23 protein-coding genes are annotated in these 17210 nt (G+C 65.9%); 12 read left to right on the top strand and 11 right to left on the bottom strand.

What is annotated here, in order from left to right:
• Positions 1-105 precede the first annotated feature (105 nt).
• The 10 genes from WDA27_05770 to WDA27_05725 form a co-directional block, all read right to left on the bottom strand.
• Entirely contained in the window at positions 106-495 is a 390-nt protein-coding gene (locus tag WDA27_05770; protein MFA5890441.1) for a VOC family protein, read from the bottom strand.
• 130 nt (positions 496-625) lie between these two features.
• The gene (locus WDA27_05765) at positions 626-3037 is read right to left on the bottom strand and encodes a prolyl oligopeptidase family serine peptidase (protein ID MFA5890440.1); all 2412 of its coding nucleotides are present in this window, start codon (positions 3035-3037) and stop codon (positions 626-628) included.
• Positions 3038-3135: 98 nt separating this feature from the next.
• Positions 3136-4062, bottom strand: coding sequence for a nucleotidyl transferase AbiEii/AbiGii toxin family protein (locus tag WDA27_05760; protein MFA5890439.1), 927 nt, complete (start codon positions 4060-4062; stop codon positions 3136-3138).
• On the bottom strand, positions 4059-4661 hold the full coding sequence (locus WDA27_05755) for a type IV toxin-antitoxin system AbiEi family antitoxin domain-containing protein (protein ID MFA5890438.1): 603 nt from the start codon (positions 4659-4661) through the stop codon (positions 4059-4061). The genes WDA27_05760 and WDA27_05755 overlap by 4 nt, the downstream gene beginning before the upstream one ends.
• Positions 4662-4752: 91 nt before the next feature.
• Positions 4753-5178: a PIN domain-containing protein gene (locus tag WDA27_05750; GenBank protein ID MFA5890437.1), complete on the bottom strand. Its 426-nt coding sequence runs from the start codon at positions 5176-5178 to the stop codon at positions 4753-4755.
• Positions 5130-5384, bottom strand: a complete 255-nt coding sequence (locus tag WDA27_05745; GenBank protein ID MFA5890436.1) for a CopG family transcriptional regulator — start codon at positions 5382-5384, stop codon at positions 5130-5132. The genes WDA27_05750 and WDA27_05745 overlap by 49 nt, the downstream gene beginning before the upstream one ends.
• A gap of 311 nt (positions 5385-5695) precedes the next feature.
• Entirely contained in the window at positions 5696-6010 is a 315-nt protein-coding gene (locus WDA27_05740) for a HigA family addiction module antitoxin (protein ID MFA5890435.1), read from the bottom strand.
• A gap of 16 nt (positions 6011-6026) precedes the next feature.
• Positions 6027-6308, bottom strand: a complete 282-nt coding sequence (locus tag WDA27_05735) for a type II toxin-antitoxin system RelE/ParE family toxin (protein MFA5890434.1) — start codon at positions 6306-6308, stop codon at positions 6027-6029.
• A 99-nt stretch (positions 6309-6407) separates the two neighbouring features.
• Positions 6408-7244, bottom strand: coding sequence for a uracil-DNA glycosylase family protein (locus WDA27_05730; GenBank protein MFA5890433.1), 837 nt, complete (start codon positions 7242-7244; stop codon positions 6408-6410).
• 161 nt (positions 7245-7405) lie between these two features.
• Positions 7406-7840 (bottom strand): NUDIX hydrolase, encoded by a 435-nt coding sequence (locus WDA27_05725; GenBank protein MFA5890432.1) that lies wholly within the window; start codon positions 7838-7840, stop codon positions 7406-7408.
• Positions 7841-7915: 75 nt separating this feature from the next.
• On the opposite strand from WDA27_05725, the gene WDA27_05720 reads away from it, so the two are divergent.
• The 7 genes from WDA27_05720 to WDA27_05690 all read left to right on the top strand — a co-directional run bounded on the left by WDA27_05720 (position 7916) and on the right by WDA27_05690 (position 13134).
• Positions 7916-8677 carry an inositol monophosphatase family protein gene (locus WDA27_05720; protein MFA5890431.1) on the top strand — a complete coding sequence of 254 codons (762 nt, stop codon included), beginning with the start codon at positions 7916-7918 and terminating at the stop codon, positions 8675-8677.
• A gap of 50 nt (positions 8678-8727) precedes the next feature.
• Complete coding sequence (locus WDA27_05715; protein MFA5890430.1) at positions 8728-9882, top strand: acyl-CoA dehydrogenase family protein; 1155 nt, start codon at positions 8728-8730, stop codon at positions 9880-9882.
• Positions 9879-10721, top strand: coding sequence for a PHP domain-containing protein (locus WDA27_05710; GenBank protein MFA5890429.1), 843 nt, complete (start codon positions 9879-9881; stop codon positions 10719-10721). Before WDA27_05715 ends, WDA27_05710 begins: the two co-directional genes overlap by 4 nt.
• Positions 10718-11581 carry a hypothetical protein gene (locus WDA27_05705; GenBank protein ID MFA5890428.1) on the top strand — a complete coding sequence of 288 codons (864 nt, stop codon included), beginning with the start codon at positions 10718-10720 and terminating at the stop codon, positions 11579-11581. The genes WDA27_05710 and WDA27_05705 overlap by 4 nt, the downstream gene beginning before the upstream one ends.
• Before the next feature lie 148 nt (positions 11582-11729).
• Positions 11730-11969 (top strand): hypothetical protein, encoded by a 240-nt coding sequence (locus WDA27_05700; GenBank protein MFA5890427.1) that lies wholly within the window; start codon positions 11730-11732, stop codon positions 11967-11969.
• On the top strand, positions 11953-12396 hold the full coding sequence (locus WDA27_05695; GenBank protein MFA5890426.1) for a PIN domain-containing protein: 444 nt from the start codon (positions 11953-11955) through the stop codon (positions 12394-12396). Before WDA27_05700 ends, WDA27_05695 begins: the two co-directional genes overlap by 17 nt.
• A 105-nt stretch (positions 12397-12501) precedes the next feature.
• Complete coding sequence (locus WDA27_05690; GenBank protein MFA5890425.1) at positions 12502-13134, top strand: hypothetical protein; 633 nt, start codon at positions 12502-12504, stop codon at positions 13132-13134.
• 8 nt (positions 13135-13142) lie between these two features.
• Here the strand turns inward: WDA27_05690 and WDA27_05685 are convergent, their stop codons facing one another.
• Positions 13143-13517, bottom strand: a complete 375-nt coding sequence (locus tag WDA27_05685) for a hypothetical protein (GenBank protein ID MFA5890424.1) — start codon at positions 13515-13517, stop codon at positions 13143-13145.
• Between the two features lie 135 nt (positions 13518-13652).
• Between WDA27_05685 and WDA27_05680 the strand changes: the two genes are divergently transcribed.
• The 5 genes from WDA27_05680 to WDA27_05660 all read left to right on the top strand — a co-directional run.
• Positions 13653-14312: an HAD family phosphatase gene (locus tag WDA27_05680; GenBank protein ID MFA5890423.1), complete on the top strand. Its 660-nt coding sequence runs from the start codon at positions 13653-13655 to the stop codon at positions 14310-14312.
• On the top strand, positions 14305-15465 hold the full coding sequence (locus WDA27_05675) for an aminotransferase class I/II-fold pyridoxal phosphate-dependent enzyme (GenBank protein ID MFA5890422.1): 1161 nt from the start codon (positions 14305-14307) through the stop codon (positions 15463-15465). The genes WDA27_05680 and WDA27_05675 overlap by 8 nt, the downstream gene beginning before the upstream one ends.
• 143 nt (positions 15466-15608) lie before the next feature.
• A complete protein-coding gene (locus WDA27_05670; GenBank protein ID MFA5890421.1) occupies positions 15609-16355 on the top strand; it encodes an AAA family ATPase in 747 nt (248 codons plus the stop codon).
• Positions 16352-16666 (top strand): hypothetical protein, encoded by a 315-nt coding sequence (locus WDA27_05665; GenBank protein MFA5890420.1) that lies wholly within the window; start codon positions 16352-16354, stop codon positions 16664-16666. Before WDA27_05670 ends, WDA27_05665 begins: the two co-directional genes overlap by 4 nt.
• 70 nt (positions 16667-16736) lie before the next feature.
• A partial coding sequence (locus WDA27_05660) for an FAD-dependent oxidoreductase (GenBank protein ID MFA5890419.1) occupies positions 16737-17210 on the top strand: 474 nt, incomplete at its 3' end.

Here is a 17210-nt window from a genome sequence, read left to right as displayed (position 1 = left end):
AGCTTCGCCGCGTCGGCGGCGGAGCTCCGGTCGTGACAACAACCGCCTGACGGCCGGGCGGCGAGTCGCGGCGCGCGGGCACTGATGCCGCCCCGTTGCGTCGAGTCACCGGTCGGTCCATACCGCCAGTTCGTTGCCGTTGGGATCGCGGAAGTGGAAGCGCCGGCCGCCGGGGAACTCGAAGGTTTCCTTCGTGATCGCGCCTCCTTGTGTCGCGACGCTCGTCTTGATGGTTTCGAGGTCGGTCGCGTAGAGCACAACGAGAGGGCCGCCCGCCGCAACAACTCCTTCCGTTGTGAATCCTCCGGCAAGCCTGCCGTCGACGAAACTCGTGTAGTCCGGACCGTAGTCTGTGAATTCCCAGCCGAACACTGCGGAGAAGAACTGCTTGGCGGCCGCCACGTCGGGGGCCGGGAACTCGATGTAGTCGATCCGTCGATCCTGCTCTGATTGGCTCAACAGCACACCTTTCTCGGCCGCGCTCTCCTGGTCCACCAACACAGAACGTAGCTTCGTTTCGCCGGACGCGTGAGTTCGGCCAGCATAGTGCCACCCTCGACGGATCGGTGTGGCGCGTCCCGACTCCCTCGGGCGACGGGGACCGCGCGAGGCGTGACGCGTTCGACTATGGCTGGATCGCGAGGGCGTACGTGCCGGCTGCGGAGAAAGAAACCGCGAGTTCTCCGTTTTCGTAGAGAGAGCCGGGGGCTCCGGTCACTGTTGGCGGGTCGGCCCACGTGCCGGCGAGTCGGAGCGTGGTAGGTCCGTCGGTGGTCACGGTCGCCGTGATCGGCGCGGCAGTTCCTAATCCCATCCGAGCCACGTCCAGCCGACCGTCCGCGATGTTGGCGAGCGTGACAGAGAAAGCGTTTGAAGGGGCGATCGCGCCGGCGCTCGCCCAACGCATGCCGGTCATCACGAACGGCGTGAACTGGCCGAGTTCAACGGTTCCCGCTTCCGGGAGCCCGAGGACTTGTCGAGCACCTCGCCCGAGGGTCTGCGCGTCGATGCTGCCGAAGGTTTTCGGATCTGCAGGATCCCCGTCGCGCGCGCGCAACTCGTCGATCCAGTAAGCACCGTCGAAGTTGTAATCGATGGTCGCGCCCGACGGCATGCTCTCGGTCTCGACAACGTGTTCCAGCGCCGGCCACACTCGGTAGGTCACGCGCGCCGGATCCGGATCGCGTCGGAATCCATCGAGGTAGCGCGCGGCCGCCTTCCACTCGTCCACGATCGCGAACGAGTAGTGCTCGTATCCGGGGAACGCGTAGAGGCGGTACTGGTAGCCGAGTTGCGCCAAGCGCGCGCCCGCGAGAACGGCGTTCGTAACCGGAATCAGTTCGTCGTTGCCGCCGTGGTACATGACGTAGGGGAGGTTTCGCGCGTTCTCCAGAATGTTGATGAGGTCCAGCGGAGCCTCGTCGCCGCCCTCGGCAATGCGAAACACATCCGGCGGCCCGGCGACGGTGGTCCCCGATGTCGGGAACGCCGCCGCGAACCGGTCCGGGTAGAGCAGGCCGATCAGGTACGCGCCGAAGCCGCCCATGGAGTAGCCCGACAGGAACACGCGATCGGGGTCGATGTTGACCCAAGCCATTGCGTCGTCCCAAACCTCGAGGAAGTCTTCGTGGGCCCGGCCCACGAAGGCGCTCCCGGTGCCGCGTCCGTTCGGGGAGATCACGATGTTGCCGCGATCCTCGCCGAGCTGGCGAATGATCCCGGGAACCCAGGCGGCCGCATCGTTTCCCCGTCCACCGTTGAAGTGCAGCCAGTAGGTGGCAGGATTGGGCGTGCCGGGCCGATAGCTCATCGGCACGTACAGCCCGTAGGGTTGGAAGGCGCCCTGGAAGGACCCGTCGGTCTCCGCCTCGCGGTTAACCGCGGAGTGAGAAAGATAGATCCGTTCGTAGTAACCGGGTCGGGGACGGAAGGTCTGGGTGCAGCCGCCCGCGAGCTTGCCGAGGTCAACCGTCGCCATGAAGCGATCGATGGTCCCGTCGTGCAACGCGAGCGCTTGCTCCTGATCCATTCGGACGCGCGCGGGCTCGTTGCGGAACGCCACATTGAGAAGATCCGACTTCCCATCCCCGGTCGCCACGCGCGCGAGGCCGGTCGGCTCGGTCGTGGAATCCACGACCCCGGTTGCGACGCCGACGCCGATCGAGGTCGGCAACGCGGAGTCCTGCGCAAGCGCGGCCCGCGAGATGGAAACCTCGATCGCGTTGTCGTACTCGTTGTCGGCGCCCGCCTGGCCGGGGTTTGTCGCGACTTCGAACCCGGACGGCAGGCAGGGGAATGCGCAATCGAAGGTTGCGGCGGCTCCCCGGTAGGCCGCGCTCAACACCTTGTCCCCGGCAACCAGGAAAGCCCATTCCGCTTTGGTCGACGCTAGGCCCGGCGCCGCGTAGGAGCCGCCCGGCTCTGTGTCGAGAAGGATCAGCGCGGCCGTGGCGGGGCTCTGCGTCATTCCGCTCGTGCGCGCCAGAAAGAGCAAACGTTCCGGGTCGGCTGCGACGCGAACCTCCTCGATGTCGGCCTGGTTTCGAAGTTCCGGCGGAGGGACCGCGTCGCCGTAGTGGACCTGCGCGCCGAACGGCGCCGGAGCCCCGAACTGATCCCCGGCCGCTTGGATCAGCGCGTCCACTCGATACGTGCGCGGCTCGGTCTCGGCCGCAGGCTTGAGTGTTTGGAGGCGCTGCGCGTCGGCGCCGTCGTCGGCTCCCCACGCGTCCATCAGGAAGTCTTGGTAGACGAACTCTCCGCGCGAATAGATGGATGTGCCGCCGAGGCGCGTGATGTCGCCCGTCCAGTCGGAGATGTCCCCGTCGATCGTCTTGAGCGTCGGCGCCGCGGAGTCCGCAGGGGCGGTGACGATGGAGCCGACCGGCGTTTGAGGACCGAGAACCGGGAGATCGGGGACGGCCTCCGGGATCGCCGCGCGCGCCGGTCCTACGGCAAGCGCAAGCGCGGTGACTGCGACGCCGATGCGGACCCTTCCCCGTTGCGGTGAACGAAGTGGTGGCCGAGTCCGCGCCATCAAGGGGCTCCTTATCTCCGGCTCTGCCAAGTCAAGGCGATAAAGGGCACCCGGCCCCAGAAATCACCGCAAACCAACCTATATGGGACGGTCGGCGTTTACAAGGGGGTTGGCGTCCACGGTCCACCCGGCGGCCAGGTCCCGTCGCGCCGGGTGGCACCGTGCAGGTCTTCTAGCACCGGCAAGAGGAAGATGCCGAGCGTTCTCGCGAACTCTGCCCCCGGTTCGCCCGTAAGCGTGAGTCCTGCGCGGCGCGCGAACGCGCGCACCTGGGCGGGGCGCGACGGGTTTTCCCAGTAGTCGTCCGTGAGTCCGATTGGCGGATCCGCCGGAATCGGCGTGTGCCGTCTTTCGAAAGTTCGCCTGATCGACTCCGCCAGCGTTGCTCGGTCGAACTCGAACCGGCTCGCGAGGTGGTGCAGATCGAAGAAGTCCTTGATTCGGCTGTTGCGGTCTCCGAGAACGACCATAGCTTCGAGCTTCTCCGCCACGACCGCCTCGCGCGGATATGCCAGTACGAGCGGTGCCGGGAAGTCGAGTATCGAAGGATAGGCGCACGGCTCCGCAGCGGGCCAAACAGAGTCACCCAGTCCAATGTCGATCTGCAAGCCCAGCCGCGCGGTGCCGCAACGCGCAGGCAGCGTCACTCTTGTCCCCGCGTACTCGTCTTCCGCGCGGATCGCCTCGATCCGGATCGCGCCGGTGTCGAAGGTGATGGCGTCCGGTTCCACGGGCACTGCGCAGATCGCCTGAATGTCGTTGCGTATGGCGTCGGGCGCACCGTCGCCCCTGCGCAACAGGTCAAGATCACGCGTGGCGCGGTAGGGCTGATCCGACCATAGGCGAAGGAGCATGGCGCCTTTGAGCACGAAGCGGTCACGGACCTCGGACTTGCCGAGGCGGTAGAGAAACCGCTCGAAGCAGAAGCTTGTCAGCAGGGTCTGGTAGACGTCACCGGTTTGCTTCGCTCGATTGAGCAATCGTGCGGCGACGGAGGCGGGAAGATTGCTCTTGCCGGCCATCATGCGAGAGCGTCCAGGTAGGGTTGCATCACGCGCGAGACGCGGCAGATGCGCGCGTATCGGGCCAGGTCGGTCGCGCCGCCCCGATGGTGGCGACTGAAATCGCGCAGCGCCTCAACCGCGACATCAACGCCAACCTTGTTGCGGTACTTGAAGCAGTCGGCGACCGTCTTGGCGGCCGAGTAGACGCGGATCTCGACGCCGTCCAGCCGGTGGGCTTCTATGCCTTCGGTGAGGGCCGGTCCCGAGAAGCGCGCAACTCGCAGGCGCGGGTAATCGAGTTTTGGCCTGCGTGCCTTCTCGGGCAGTGCTATCCACACCTCGGCCGGCGCCTGCGTCGTAAGTTCGTGAAAGCGCAGTGCTGTCAGCAGGCAGAAGACGCCGTTCGGGACTTGCTTGGCAACTTGGGCGAGCGTGTGCTCGGCCGTGAAGGAGTGCTTGGCGGCGACATAGATTCCTCGAGCTTGCCGCTCGACTAGTCCCTTTCGTGCGAGCCGGTAGAGCTGGCCCCGGGGGATTCCGTGCGCCTCCAGATCTGCGGCGCGCACGATTCCCAGTCGCCGGACGACCTGGAGGACTTGGTTCCCACGGCGCTCTGCCATGACGAGTCCGATGATACAAAACGTCGGGGGTTATACACAACCCCCGACGTTCTCCTACACAGGACGCGGCGGCGCGTCGGACGACGATCGATCAAACTCGGTGAACGGTGATTTCGGGCGTGGCGCGCGCCAGTTTCTTGATGTTGGCCGGATCGCTTGTCAGGATTCTGCCGCCTCCGGCCAGGATCGCGCCCGCGACAACCAGAGCATCGATCGTCTCATCGGTTCCTGTAGCACCCAGCAAGTCGCCGGCGGTGCGCGCGGCGGCTTCGTCGGCGACAAGGACAGAGTCGATCGCGGCGAGGATGCGATTCACCGGAGCATCTCGCGGTCCTCGCCCGCGAACCGTTTCCGCGACGGCCACCGAAGGAACCAGCACTTCGCACCCCGTCTCGATCGCGCGCTCGATGAAACCGCGCGCGCGCTGGTCTCCCCGTGCGAGCGCGATCACCGCGCCCGAGTCCAGGATCAGCCGCGAAGGGGCCGGCGTTTGCTTGCGCGCGCCTCGACGGGCCACTCGCGGCGAACCTCGCTCCGGGTGCGATTCGAGACGGGACCATGCGTGGCGTCCAGCTCCGACAGCAGTCCGCGCAAGCGGTCCTGCTGGAGCGTGAGCCGCAACGCGGCGTCCACGTACGACGACAGACCACGGATCCCGACGCGCGCGCGCGCCTCCTTGAGGACCTCTCGGTCGAGCGTCAGGGACACCTTCTCGGTCGCCACGGGCGTTATCCTACTCCAAGTAGGATTTAGCATCCAGAGCCGGTGTCCGATTCGCGCCGATCGCGGAGCGCGCGGTTCCAATTCGGCCGATGAGCCGTCTGGCTCTTTCCCGCATGACGGAGAAGAGCCCAGAAGAGGGTCGGGTTTCGCACGGACGCCGCTTCAAGTGTGATTGGCTCTACCGTGGCCGCGAAAGCAAGGATTGCGTTTGCCGCAGCGCCGAGGGATCGAGGTCGCCTCGCGCTGCACGGGACAGCCTTGCTGCGACGCGGGCTGCGCGCAGAAACAACGGCGAGTTGTATCGAAGAACACTAGGCCACCCGCAGCGGTTTGATGCGCTTGACTTCCGATTCGATCGCCCGGGCGGCGTCCCAGAGGTCCAACGCGCGCTGAGCGTTGAGCCAGAACTCCGCCGAGTTGCCGAAGAGACGCGAGAGCCGAAGCGCCATCTCGGGGCTGACGGCGCGACGTTCCCGGAGCAACTCGTTGATGGTCTGGCGCGAGACGCCGAGTGCCTCGGCCAGGCTGGCGACGGTGAGGCCGTAGTCGGGGAGGAAGTCCTCGCGGAGCATCTCCCCGGGGTGGGTCGGCCGGATCTTCCTCCGGCCCGTGTTCGGAATGCCCATGTGGTTCACCTCGTCTCTAGTGGTAGTCGCAGACTTCGACTTCATAGGCGTCTCCGTCGGCGAAGCGGAAACAGATACGCCACTGATCGTTGACGGCGATGGAGTGCTGCCCTTTTCGGTCCTTCCCCAACTCGTGAAGTCTGTTGCCCGGCGGGGATTTCAGATCCTCAAGGCGCGCGGCGAGGTCGATGTATTCCAGCTTCCTTACGGCACGTCTCGCGATGTCGGGTGGGAAACGCTTGGACTTCCCTGTCACGTAGAGGTCTGCGGTGCGCTTGTCGCCGAACGACTTGATCACGGAGCAGAGTGTAACGCGTCACGTGACGCAGGGCAAGGGTGCCGTATATGGGCCCCGTGGGAAGTGAGAACGAAGTTCTCGGTCCTCTGGGAGCGCTGATTAGGCTAAGCCGTCGCGCAGAGAGCCTTGCTTGGCGACGAACGCACCGCGAACGGCGGAAATCGCGTCGCGCCAGTCTTGGGGAAGAAGGCCCCTTGACCACTGAACCCCCTTCTGGCGAGCCGGGTGCGGTGTTCTAAGAACCACCGGACCTCCCGGTACCGTCCACAAGTCCATCACACCATTAACAGAAGCCGATGAGTCAAGCACTCGTGAAGTAGATTCATATAGTCCCAGTACGGTGCTCGCTGGATGCGACCCTTGCGTGACGATGATGTCCGGGGCCAGAACCGCGATCTCGGCTCGAAGATGGCTTACGCATTCACGGACCATCAGTCGAGACGCGTCCGTACTCATGCTGCCGGTCTGTTGGGCGCACTTAACCGCGTTGGTCAAAGCGCACTGACCTGAAATCGCGCTCAGGTCCTTCTCGTCCACCAACTCTCTGACGATTAGCGAGACGCCGCCCATGTGCGGGTTCTTGGGGGTCTCGATAGAGCTTCTGAACGACCTCTGCGTGTCGGTAAAGGTCTCAGCCTTCTTCCTGCGACCCCCGCGGTCCATCGCGATGAAGAGAACCTTCGCGGGCATGCCGCCGACCCGGGCAAGTCCGTAGTCGCAGCCAACGAAAGCCCAGTTGCCCGTGTTCAACGGCAGCGCAACGCTGCCGGCGCATCGTTTCAGGGATGGACACCCGAAGCCGTCGTCGGCGGGAGTGATGGCACGCGCCGCGTACATGTCGCGCAAGGCCGTGCGTTGGATGGTCTGGCGCTCATCGCGTTCATCACGCGCCGGACTTCCCGAAGTAGTTGAGGTGTCGGCCCGACCGCGTTTCATGTGGGCCATGATACGGGCGCATGGGGGAAACAGTTTGCCGCGCCAGTCCTTCTCGAGGTTCGGCGCGCGCCACGCAGTCTCCAGGTTCAACGCGCGCATTGGAGTTGCCTGCGTAGCAACGCCAACCGACGGGGTCGGGTGGATGGCGTTTGAATGTGGCGCTACGCGCGCGGGCGGCGGCCTTCTAGGGCGCCTCGGTCTTGCAGGAATTCGTACAGGCCGGCCGACAGGTTCATGGTGGCCAGTTCATCGACCGGGACCCAGCGAACGTCGCTTGCATCGCTGCCGGCGCGCGCGGCGGGGAGGTCGGGGGCGCCGGCCCAGTAGTTGACGATGATGAAGTGGTAGATGACGGCACCGTCGTCGTTGGGGATGATGCGTTCGGCGATTCCGGCGACGCTTTCGACGGCGATGTCGATGCCGGTTTCCTCGTGCACCTCGCGCGCGACGGCTTCGCGCAGGCTCTCGCCCCACTCGACGTGACCGCCGGGAAGGGTCCAGGTGCCGCGGCCGGGCTCCTTGTCGCGGCGGACCAGGAGCAGGCGGCCTTTCTCCAAAACGATGGCGCCGACGGCGCAGGAAGGTTGTTTGGTCACGCGGCGAGGCTACCATCTGCGCTCGCTTGGGGTTCGGCGGTCCGGGCGGCGCGATCCCGGTAGGATCCTGCGGCGATGGCCTACGAGCGGGAACTGGCGGCCGTCCAGCGGTGGATGGACGCCGCCGGGCGCGCGGCTTTGTCGCACTTCCGCATTGGGGTGCCTTCGCAGGCCAAGGCGGACGGCACGCCGGTGACGGCGGCCGATCGCGAGGTGGAGGCGGCTTTGCGCCGATCGATCGCTGCGGAGTTCCCGGCGGACGGGATCCTGGGCGAGGAGCAAGGGGAGTCCGGGAACGCGGCCCGGCGCTGGATCCTGGACCCGATCGACGGCACAAAGAACTTCAGCCGCGGAATCCCGGTATTCGCCACCCTGGTCGCCCTGGAGGACAAGGGCCGCGTGGTGCTCGGCGTGGTCAATGCGCCGGCCCTGGGTACGCGGTGGTGGGCGGTGCGCGGCAAGGGCGCCTTCCGCGACGGCGAGCACATCCGGGTCACCAAGACGGCCTCGTTCGATGAGGCCGACCTGTGCACCGGGGGCCTGGGGTACGCGGGGCGCGCGCGCGATCAGCAACTGCTGGACCTCACGGCGCGCGCGCGCCGCCAGAGGGGGTTCGGCGATTTCTGGGGTCACGTCTTGGTCGCGCAAGGCTCGATGGACGCCATGGTGGAGTTCGCTCCGCTGGCGCCCTGGGATGTCGCGGCGCCCAAGATCATCGTCGAGGAGGCGGGCGGGCGCTGGAGTGACCTCGACGGCGAGGACCGCACGACCTCGGGCCCGTGCGTTTCCTCCAACGGCGCGGTTCACGACGCGATCCTGGCCGCGCTTCGCGAGTGAACCTCGCGTCCGAGTAGCCTGGTTTTCCTGAACGCTAGGGGAGCACGACCATGGACTTTGACCTGACACCTGAGCAAGAGATGATCCGGAGCATGGTGCGCGAGTTCGCCGAGCGCGAGATCGCGCCGCACGCGACCGAGTACGACCGCAACGAGCAGTTCCCGTGGCCGATCGTCGAGAAGATGAAGCCGCTGGGGTTCCTCGGCGCGCCGATTCCCGAGGAGTACGGCGGGATGGGCGTGGACGCGATCAGCTACGCATTGATCGTCGAGGAGATCGCGCGCGCGGACTCCAGCGTGCGAAGCATCGTCAGCGTCAACTGCTCGCTGGTGGGCTTGTCGATCCTGAAGTGGGGGACCGAGGAGCAAAAGCGCGAGTATCTGCCGAAGCTTGCCTCGGGCGACATGCTCGGTTGTTTCGCTCTGACCGAGGCGGGATCGGGATCGGACCCGGCGAGCCTGAAGACGCGCGCGCGCCGCGACGGCGACGAATGGGTGATCGACGGCACCAAGATGTTCATCACGCTCGGCACGGTGGCCGGTGTCGCCTTGGTCATGGCGCAGACGGATCCGGAACTCGGCTCGAAGGGGATCGCGGCGTTCCTCATGCCGACCTCCGCGCCGGGCTTCAGCGCGATCGAGATCCACGGAAAGCTCGGATTGCGTGCGTCCTCCACGGCGGAGTTGGTCTTCGACGGTGTGCGTGTTCCGGACAGCGCGATGCTCGGCAAGATCGGCGACGGCATGAAGGTTGCGATGTCGGCGCTGGACAACGGGCGCGTGGGCATGGGCGCGAGTTGCGTCGGTCTTGCGCAGGCTTGCCTGGACGCCTCGCTCGCCTACGCCAAAGAGCGCACGCAGTTCGGCAAGACGATCGCCGGGTTCCAGTTGGTGCAAGAAATGCTCTCGGACATGTACGTCGAGATCGAGGCGGCGCGGTTCCTGGTGTGGCGCGCGGCGGCGCTGAAGGACAAGGGTGTGCGCAACTCGATCGAGGCATCCATCGCGAAGCTCTACGCGAGCGAAGCCGCGGTGAAGTGTGCGAACCTCGCGATTCAAGTGCACGGCGGGTACGGCTACATCGACGAGTATCCGGTTGGGCGCTACCTGCGCGACGCGCGCGTCACGACGCTGTACGAAGGGACCTCGCAGATCCAGAAACTCATCATCGGCCGGCACCTAACCGGCGAGAACGCGTTCGCATGAAGCGATACGACCTGCACACGCATTCGAACGTAAGCGACGGGGCGTTCGATCCGGCCGAGGTCGCGCGGCGCGCGCGCGCCGCGGGCTTGGACGGGATCGCGTTGTCGGATCACGACTCGACCGCCGGGATCGCCGAGGCGCGCGCCGAGGGTGAACGCATCGGTCTGGACGTCGTCCCCGGGTGCGAGGTCTCCTCGCGTTACAAGGGCGCGCCGGTGCACATGCTCGCGTACTACGCCGACGAGCAGAACGCGCGCTGGATCGAGGAACTGCGCTGGATCCGCGACGACCGCGTCGTGCGCGCCGAGAAGATGGTGGAGAAACTGCGGGAGTTCGGGGTCGATGTGACCATGGCGCGCGTGCGCGAGATCGCGCGCGGCGAGAGCATCGGCCGGCCGCACGTCGCGCAGGCGATGGTGGAGGCGGGAGTGGTTTCGCGCACGCCCGAGGCGTTCACGAAAGAATGGATCGGCGACGGTGGGCGCGCGTACGTCGAAAAACGCGTGCTGTCGCCGCAGGAAACGGTGGAGTTCATCTTTGGCGCCGGTGGCGTCGCTGTGATTGCGCATCCGATCTGGATTGATCGCGAGATCGGCGGGTCCGAGGACCTCATCCGCGAGTTGGTCGGCCTCGGCCTCGGCGGGATCGAAGTGGATCACCCAGACCACAACCTTGCGGCGCGCGAACAGTTCGGTCGCCTCGCGGACGAACTCGGACTCATCAAGACTGCGTCGAGCGATTACCACGGCAACGATCACGGCGCGCCGATTGGAACCAACACCTGCGGCGAGGATGTCGTTGAGGCCTTGCGCGCGCGCGCCGGAGGATCCCAGCAATGACCGATGCTTTCACCCCGCGGGATCTGGTTCCTCGCGATGACGAACGCCACGAAAACCCCACCGAGTCCGGTTGGAGCGAGTGGCTCTCGTTCGCGTTTGCCGATGCCGGGGGCGCCTACGGCGGCATCATTGAGGCGGAGTTCCACCCCGTCGACGGGCGCGCGCAGGGTTCGGTCGTGGTCTTTCTTCCGGGCGGCAACGTTGCGGCGTCGGCGTCGCGCGCGCGCCTCACAGGCGTCGGCGGAACCGTGGTAGGCCGCTTGCAGATGTACCAAGACGAGCCCATGAAGCGCTGGCAGATCAAGTGCAAGGATCTTGCGCTGGTGCTGCCGACGGGATCCGCGGTGGGCGAGCGCGGCGGCGCGGCGGTGCAACTCGATTTGGATTTGGTCTTCCAGACGACCGCCGCCGTTGCGGGGTGGGCCGGACGGCGAAGCGATGTGAGCGACGACGGATTCGTCTCGGTCGCGTCCGCCGGGCGCTTCGAGCAGCCCGGCGCGATGACGGGGAAGTTGCGCGCGGGTGGTTGGGAGACAACCGTTGAGGCGAGTGGTTTCCGCGAGCGGGGTTGGGGCGTGCGCAACGAACCCAGCGAGTGGCTCGCGGTTTCGTTTGGTTCCGATCTTGCGATTGCGACGAGCAGCGCGCGCGTTTCGGGCCAGGATGTCGGCGGCGCGCGCATCTGGCGCGACGGCAAGCCTTCGATGAGCCAGGACTCGGATGTTCTCGCAATCACAACCGAAGATCTTGCGGTCTTTCCGCCGGCTCCCGGAGATCCGCCCGTCGTGCGCGCGCTGACGCGCGCCACAACCGGCGCGCGCACCGCCACCGGCATCGCCCTGCGCCCGACGCCGCACTGACGGAGGCCCTCTGCGCTGCGGCTGTTCGTCGCGAACGTGCCGATGCGGACTGCGGTGGATGACCGGAAGCCCGGAGCGTGAAAGGATTCACGCCGCGTGTGGGATCTAGACCATCGACACGAACTTCGTGGAGCACTAGAATCGTGGCGTGCGTAACGTGACGATCACCATGGATGAGGCGACGGCCGCGTGGGTGCGACTTGAGGCTGCACGGCGCGACACGAGCGTGTCCCGCTTAGTGGGCGAACTCCTTCGCGAGCGGATGGTGGATGAACGGGAGTACGAAGACTCCATGGAGAGATACCTCTCCGGGCGACCCCGGCCCATGAAGGGTGCAGGTGCCTATCCATCCCGCGAGGAGATCCACGATCGTGTCGATCTTCGTTGACTCCAACGTCCTGGTGTATGCGCGCGACTCGTCCGAGTCCGTGAAGCAGCCGAAGGCCTCGGAATGGATGAATCTCCTGTGGCGCTCGCGGTCCGGCCGGGTGAGCTTTCAGGTCCTCACTGAGTTCTACGTCACCGCGACGCGGAAGTTGTCCCCCGGGCTGTCGGCGGACTTCGCTCGCCGCGATGTGCGTGCCCTTCTGGCCTGGCACCCGGTTCCGATGGACGCGCAGGTTCTCCAGGCGGCTTGGGATGTCGAGAAGAGGTTCCGCCTATCCTTCTGGGACGCGCTCATCGTTGGTGCGGCCCAGGTTGCGGAGTGCGAGTACTTGCTTACCGAGGATCTTCAGGACGGACAGAAACTCGGCGACGTTCGAGTCGTCAATCCGTTCGCGCAGTCTCCGGAGTCGATTCTCGGCGGCGTTTGAAACCGGCACCTTCGCCGGCATCGCGCGCGCCCGGCTCTTGTTGACATCCTTTTGACCGTCGGACTTTACTGGACACACGAGAGTCGGCCGAGCGGGGGAGTCGCCGTGAAAAGGCTTCTGGTTGTCCTGATTCTTTGTGCGGGAATGGTCCCCATCGGCGCGCGCGCGTCGACGCCGTGCGAAGTGTTCGTCGATCCTGCGGGGGATGCTTCACCTTTGACGCCCGAGACCGCGGTCGTCTTGCCGTCGCAAGACGCGATCGACATCACGGGCCTCGCTATGTCCTCATCGGCTTCAAACCTTGAAGTCCGGATCAGGTTGGGCGATCTCGCCGGAGCCACCAAGGCTTTTGACGCCGAATACGCGGTCTCTTGGGAAATCGCGGGTGAGTATTCGCGTGTCGTCGCTCGTCGCTCGGGCGGAGGGTGGGCGTTCTCTTGGGATATTGGAAATGGTGGGTTCTTGACGGTCTTGGGATTGGAGGCTGAGGCGGAGACGGCGCATCCGCGTCGGGCTCTGGTTGGCGCGGTCAACGTCGCGGCAAGTGAGATCACCGTTCGCGTTCCTCTCAGGCTTCTTGGGAATCCGGTTGCAGGCACGGAAATCGAAGGGGTCGGTGCTGTGTCTTTCGATCGCGCGGTCCATCAGGAGGGCGACACGGCGGTCCGCGCTTCGACGGTCAGTGATCACGCCGGATACGGCACCTACGAACTCGGCGGCGCCTGCCGGTCCGACTGAAGGCACGCCTACAGCACGAGCACCGTCATCGAGGGGCCGGACGACTCGACGTTGTGTGCGCGGTCGGTGGCTTCGGCCGACACCTCGTAGGCGCCGGGGACGTTCGGCGCCGGGGTGCTGAAGGCGCACAGCCGATGGTCGGCGTCGCACGACAGATCGGCCTCGGCGGTTCGGACTCGACCCGGTGCGAGCGAGATGAACGTGATCGTGACGGAGTCGATCCCGGAAGCGTCATCGGTCGCAGTTCCGGTGACCAGGCCTGTGGGCAACGGTTCGGTGGTCGTTGCCGGCCCGGAATCGAACGAGGAAGCCGGCGGGACGGAGTCCTCGGGCACGTCGGCGCGCGCCGCTGCTCCTAAGCACAGCGCAGCGACGAACAGCACTCCGATCGATCGTTTCAGGGGAGCCCCTCGGTCCGTATTCCGGGCGTGGATCGTCCTGGAAGGATTCGCCGCCCGATGCCTGCGATCCTGCGCGACGAATGCGGGGGTAGACTCGGCCTTCAAATGATGACCGAAATGGAAGCCGCCATCTTCGACTTCGGAGGGGTCTTGACCACCCCGATCCGGCTGTCGTTCGAGCAGTTCGAGGACGCCCTGTCCCTGCCGGAAGGCAGCTTGCTCGCCGCGTTCATCCACCGACCCGACGACGGCGAGCCGGACTTCGCCTTGCTCGAGAAGGGCCAGATCTCCGAAGGGGAGTTCTACCGCCGGATGATGAACAAGCTCCGCGAACACACGGGTGTGGACATCGAGCTTCCCGAGGAACCGGCGGTGATTCGGCGCCGGTTGTTCGGCGGGATACGCGCGAACGACCAGATGCTTACGGCTGCCGCAGCGATCGGCCGCTACTACAAGACGGCCATCCTGACGAACAACGTCAAGGAGTGGACCGACTGGCGCGAGATGGTGAACGCGCACATTTTCGACTTGGTGGTGGATTCCAGCGCCGAGGGGATGCGCAAGCCGGATCCGGAGATCTACCGGCTGACGTGCGCGCGACTGGCGATCGAACCGCACCGCGCGGCGTTCGTAGACGACATCCCCGACAACGTGCACGGTGCGGCGGCAGTCGGGATTCATGCGATCCAGTTCACGACGACCGATGAAGTCCTGGCGCAACTGCGCGCGCTGTTCCCGCGCGCGTTCACTCCCGGCGAGGAGCCCGTGCATGCGTAGTGCGTTCTCTCGAACGGCAAGCAGGTTGACCGAGTCGGTCATCCGCGAGATGACGCGTCTGGCTTTGGATCACGGGGCCATCAACCTCGCGCAAGGGTTTCCGGATTTCGCCGCACCGGCCGAGGTGAAGGAGGCGGCCGCGCGCGCGATTCACGCCGACGTCAATCAGTACGCGATTACTTGGGGCGCGAAGCCCTTCCGCGATGCGATCGCGGCCAAGTTCGCGTCCACCTACGGAATGAACGTCGATCCCGAGTCTCAGATCTGCGTGACGTGCGGTTCGACGGAAGCGATGATCGCCGCCGCGCTCGCCGTCGTCGACCCCGGCGACGAGGTCATCTTGTTCGAGCCGTACTACGAGAACTACGGCCCGGACGCGATCTTGTGCGGAGCGACGCCGCGGCTGGTGTCGCTGCGCGAACCCGACTGGACCTTCGACGAAGAAGAACTCGCTGCGGCGTTCAACGAGCGCACGCGCGCCATCATCGTCAACACGCCGAACAACCCCACGGGAAAAGTGTTCACGCGCGCGGAACTGCGGTGCATCGCGTCGCTGTGCCAGAAGTGGGGAGTGACCGCGTTCACCGATGAGATCTACGAGTTCATCACCTATGAAGACGTCGAGCACGTCCCGCTCATTACGATCCCGGGGATGGAGGATCGCACCGTCTTGGTCAACGCCTTGTCCAAGACGTACGCGGTCACCGGGTGGCGTGTCGGGTGGACGATCGCCTCGCCGGAGCTGACCGGCGCGATCCGCAAGGTCCACGACTTCCTGACGGTGGGCGCTGCGGCGCCGCTGCAGGAAGCGGGAGCCGTCGCCTTGTCGTTGCCCGACGAGTACTACGTGCGGATGCGCGCCGAGTACCGCGAGCGCCGCGACTTGATGCTCGGCATCTTGGACGCAGCCGGATTCAAGACCTTTAAGCCCTACGGCGCCTACTACATCATGACCGACTGCTCGGGCCTGGGGTTCGACGACGACGTTGCCGCGGCGCGCTATCTAACGACCGAGGTCGGAGTAGCGTGCGTACCCGGGTCGAGCTTTACTTCCGACCCGGCGCTGGGTCGCAGCAAACTTAGGTTCAGCTTCAGCAAGAAGCTCGAAACCCTGCAATCTGCGGGCGCGCGCCTGGCGCGTCTGGGGTCCTGATCCCCGGCGCTTCCCGGCCTTTCCGGCGCCCGGAAAGGGGACGGATCGTCGCCTCCCAGGTGACGGCCGGAAAAGAACCGCTTGCGGAGAGGCCGCTTCGTGCGGGAGGATCTACGCATTCATCGCCGAAGGGGAGGGGCCGCGTGGCGCGCACGATCGCCATCGCAAATCAAAAGGGCGGCGTCGCCAAGACGACCTCCTGCGTCGCGCTCGGTGCGGCCATCGCCGAAACGGGCGCGCGCGTACTGCTCGTGGACCTCGATCCGCAGGCATCGCTGTCCTACTCGCTCGGCTTGGATCCCGATGCCCTAGAGAACACGATCCACGATGTCTTTGTCGGGCGAGTACCCGTCGGCAAGACGATTCACCAGTTGACCGAGTGTGATGTTGTTCCGTCCAACATCGACCTCGCGGGAGCCGAGGCGTATCTGCTGACCCGCACGGGCCGCGAGTACGCCTTGCGCATGGCGCTGGACGAAATCGACATGCACTACAACTTCATCTTGCTGGACTGCCCACCGTCGCTGGGCGTGCTGACGATCAACGCGCTGACCGCTGCGCATGAGGTCGTCATCCCCTTGCAGTGCGAGGCCCTGTCGCATCGCGGAGTCGGCCAACTGCTCGAGACGATCAGCGATGTTCAGCGACTCACCAACCGCGACTTGCGGGTCCGAGGGATCTTGCCGACGATGTTTGATCCCCGAACGCAGCACTCGCGGGAGATCCTCGAGGATGTCGGCCGGCGCTATTCGTTGCCGGTGTTCGACCCGGTCCGAAAGTCGATCCGGTTCGCGGAAGCGCCGCGCGCCGGCAAGTCAATCCTGCGCTACGCGTCTTCACACCCTGGGGCCGACGCGTACCGCACGATCGCCAGGAGTCTGATCGCGTGAGCAACAAAGACACATCCGACTGGGACCGCGACATGATCGACCGCCAACTGGCCGAGCATTTAAGAAGCGCGCGCCGGCCGGATCCGCTGGGCAAGCGCGCGCTGTTCAGCGTGTCGGGCGTTCCCTCGGGTCCGTTTGGATCGCTCGCGCTGGAGTGCTCGTCTTGCAAGCGCGAGTCGCCGGTGCGGCTGCGAGAGCTGCCTCGCCTGATGATGCCGCTGTCGATCACTCTGCCGCGCAAGTACCACTCGCTGATGAAGTGTCCGGGTTGTGGCCGCCGCACATGGCTGCGCGCCCACTGGCGCGTGTAGCGCCCTCGGGGAGATCTGGTCGGCACATACGCACGATCGTGGGTTCGCGCCCGCTGCTAGGCTGGGCTGCATGTACGACTTGGTGATCGTCGGCGGCGGGATCGCAGGCTTGTCGGCGGCGTTGAGCGCCCCTGCGGACGCGCGGATTGTCGTCGTGGACAAGGGTGAGGCCGGCGCGGGATCGTCCCCGCTGGCTCAGGGCGGATTGGCCGCGGCGGTCGCCCCGGAAGACTCGGTCGCGCTGCACGTCCAGGACACGCTCGCGGCTGGCGCGGGCCTGTGCGACGAGCCGACGGTCGTGGACCTGTGCACGGCGGGACCAGGCGCCGTGGATTGGTTGCTGGACCAGGGCTGTGACTTCGATCGGGGCAGCGACGGGGCAATCGATCTGGCGCGCGAGGGCGGGCAGACCGTCGCGCGAAGTGTGCACTGGCGCGACGCTACCGGGGCCGAGATCGTGCGCGCGCTGCGCGCAGCCGTCCGTGATCGCGCTGGGGATCGGGTAACCAGGATCACCGCCCGCGCTACGAATTTGATCGTCGTC

It is taken from the genome of Actinomycetota bacterium (genome assembly GCA_041658565.1).
Taxonomy (GTDB): Bacteria; Actinomycetota; AC-67; order AC-67; family AC-67; genus JBAZZY01.
This window is presented reverse-complemented; position numbering and strand designations above follow the sequence as displayed.

Excerpts from the sequence above, each read along its gene's own strand:
- WDA27_05765 (MFA5890440.1), bottom strand. The coding sequence starts at position 3,037 with ATGGCGCGGACTCGGCCACCACTTCGTTCACCGCAACGGGGAAGGGTC.
- WDA27_05760 (MFA5890439.1), bottom strand. The coding sequence starts at position 4,062 with ATGATGGCCGGCAAGAGCAATCTTCCCGCCTCCGTCGCCGCACGATTG.
- WDA27_05755 (MFA5890438.1), bottom strand. The coding sequence starts at position 4,661 with ATGGCAGAGCGCCGTGGGAACCAAGTCCTCCAGGTCGTCCGGCGACTG.
- WDA27_05740 (MFA5890435.1), bottom strand. The coding sequence starts at position 6,010 with ATGGGCATTCCGAACACGGGCCGGAGGAAGATCCGGCCGACCCACCCC.
- WDA27_05730 (MFA5890433.1), bottom strand. The coding sequence starts at position 7,244 with ATGAAACGCGGTCGGGCCGACACCTCAACTACTTCGGGAAGTCCGGCG.
- WDA27_05720 (MFA5890431.1), top strand. The coding sequence starts at position 7,916 with ATGGCCTACGAGCGGGAACTGGCGGCCGTCCAGCGGTGGATGGACGCC.
- WDA27_05715 (MFA5890430.1), top strand. The coding sequence starts at position 8,728 with ATGGACTTTGACCTGACACCTGAGCAAGAGATGATCCGGAGCATGGTG.
- WDA27_05710 (MFA5890429.1), top strand. The coding sequence starts at position 9,879 with ATGAAGCGATACGACCTGCACACGCATTCGAACGTAAGCGACGGGGCG.
- WDA27_05705 (MFA5890428.1), top strand. The coding sequence starts at position 10,718 with ATGACCGATGCTTTCACCCCGCGGGATCTGGTTCCTCGCGATGACGAA.
- WDA27_05680 (MFA5890423.1), top strand. The coding sequence starts at position 13,653 with ATGGAAGCCGCCATCTTCGACTTCGGAGGGGTCTTGACCACCCCGATC.
- WDA27_05675 (MFA5890422.1), top strand. The coding sequence starts at position 14,305 with ATGCGTAGTGCGTTCTCTCGAACGGCAAGCAGGTTGACCGAGTCGGTC.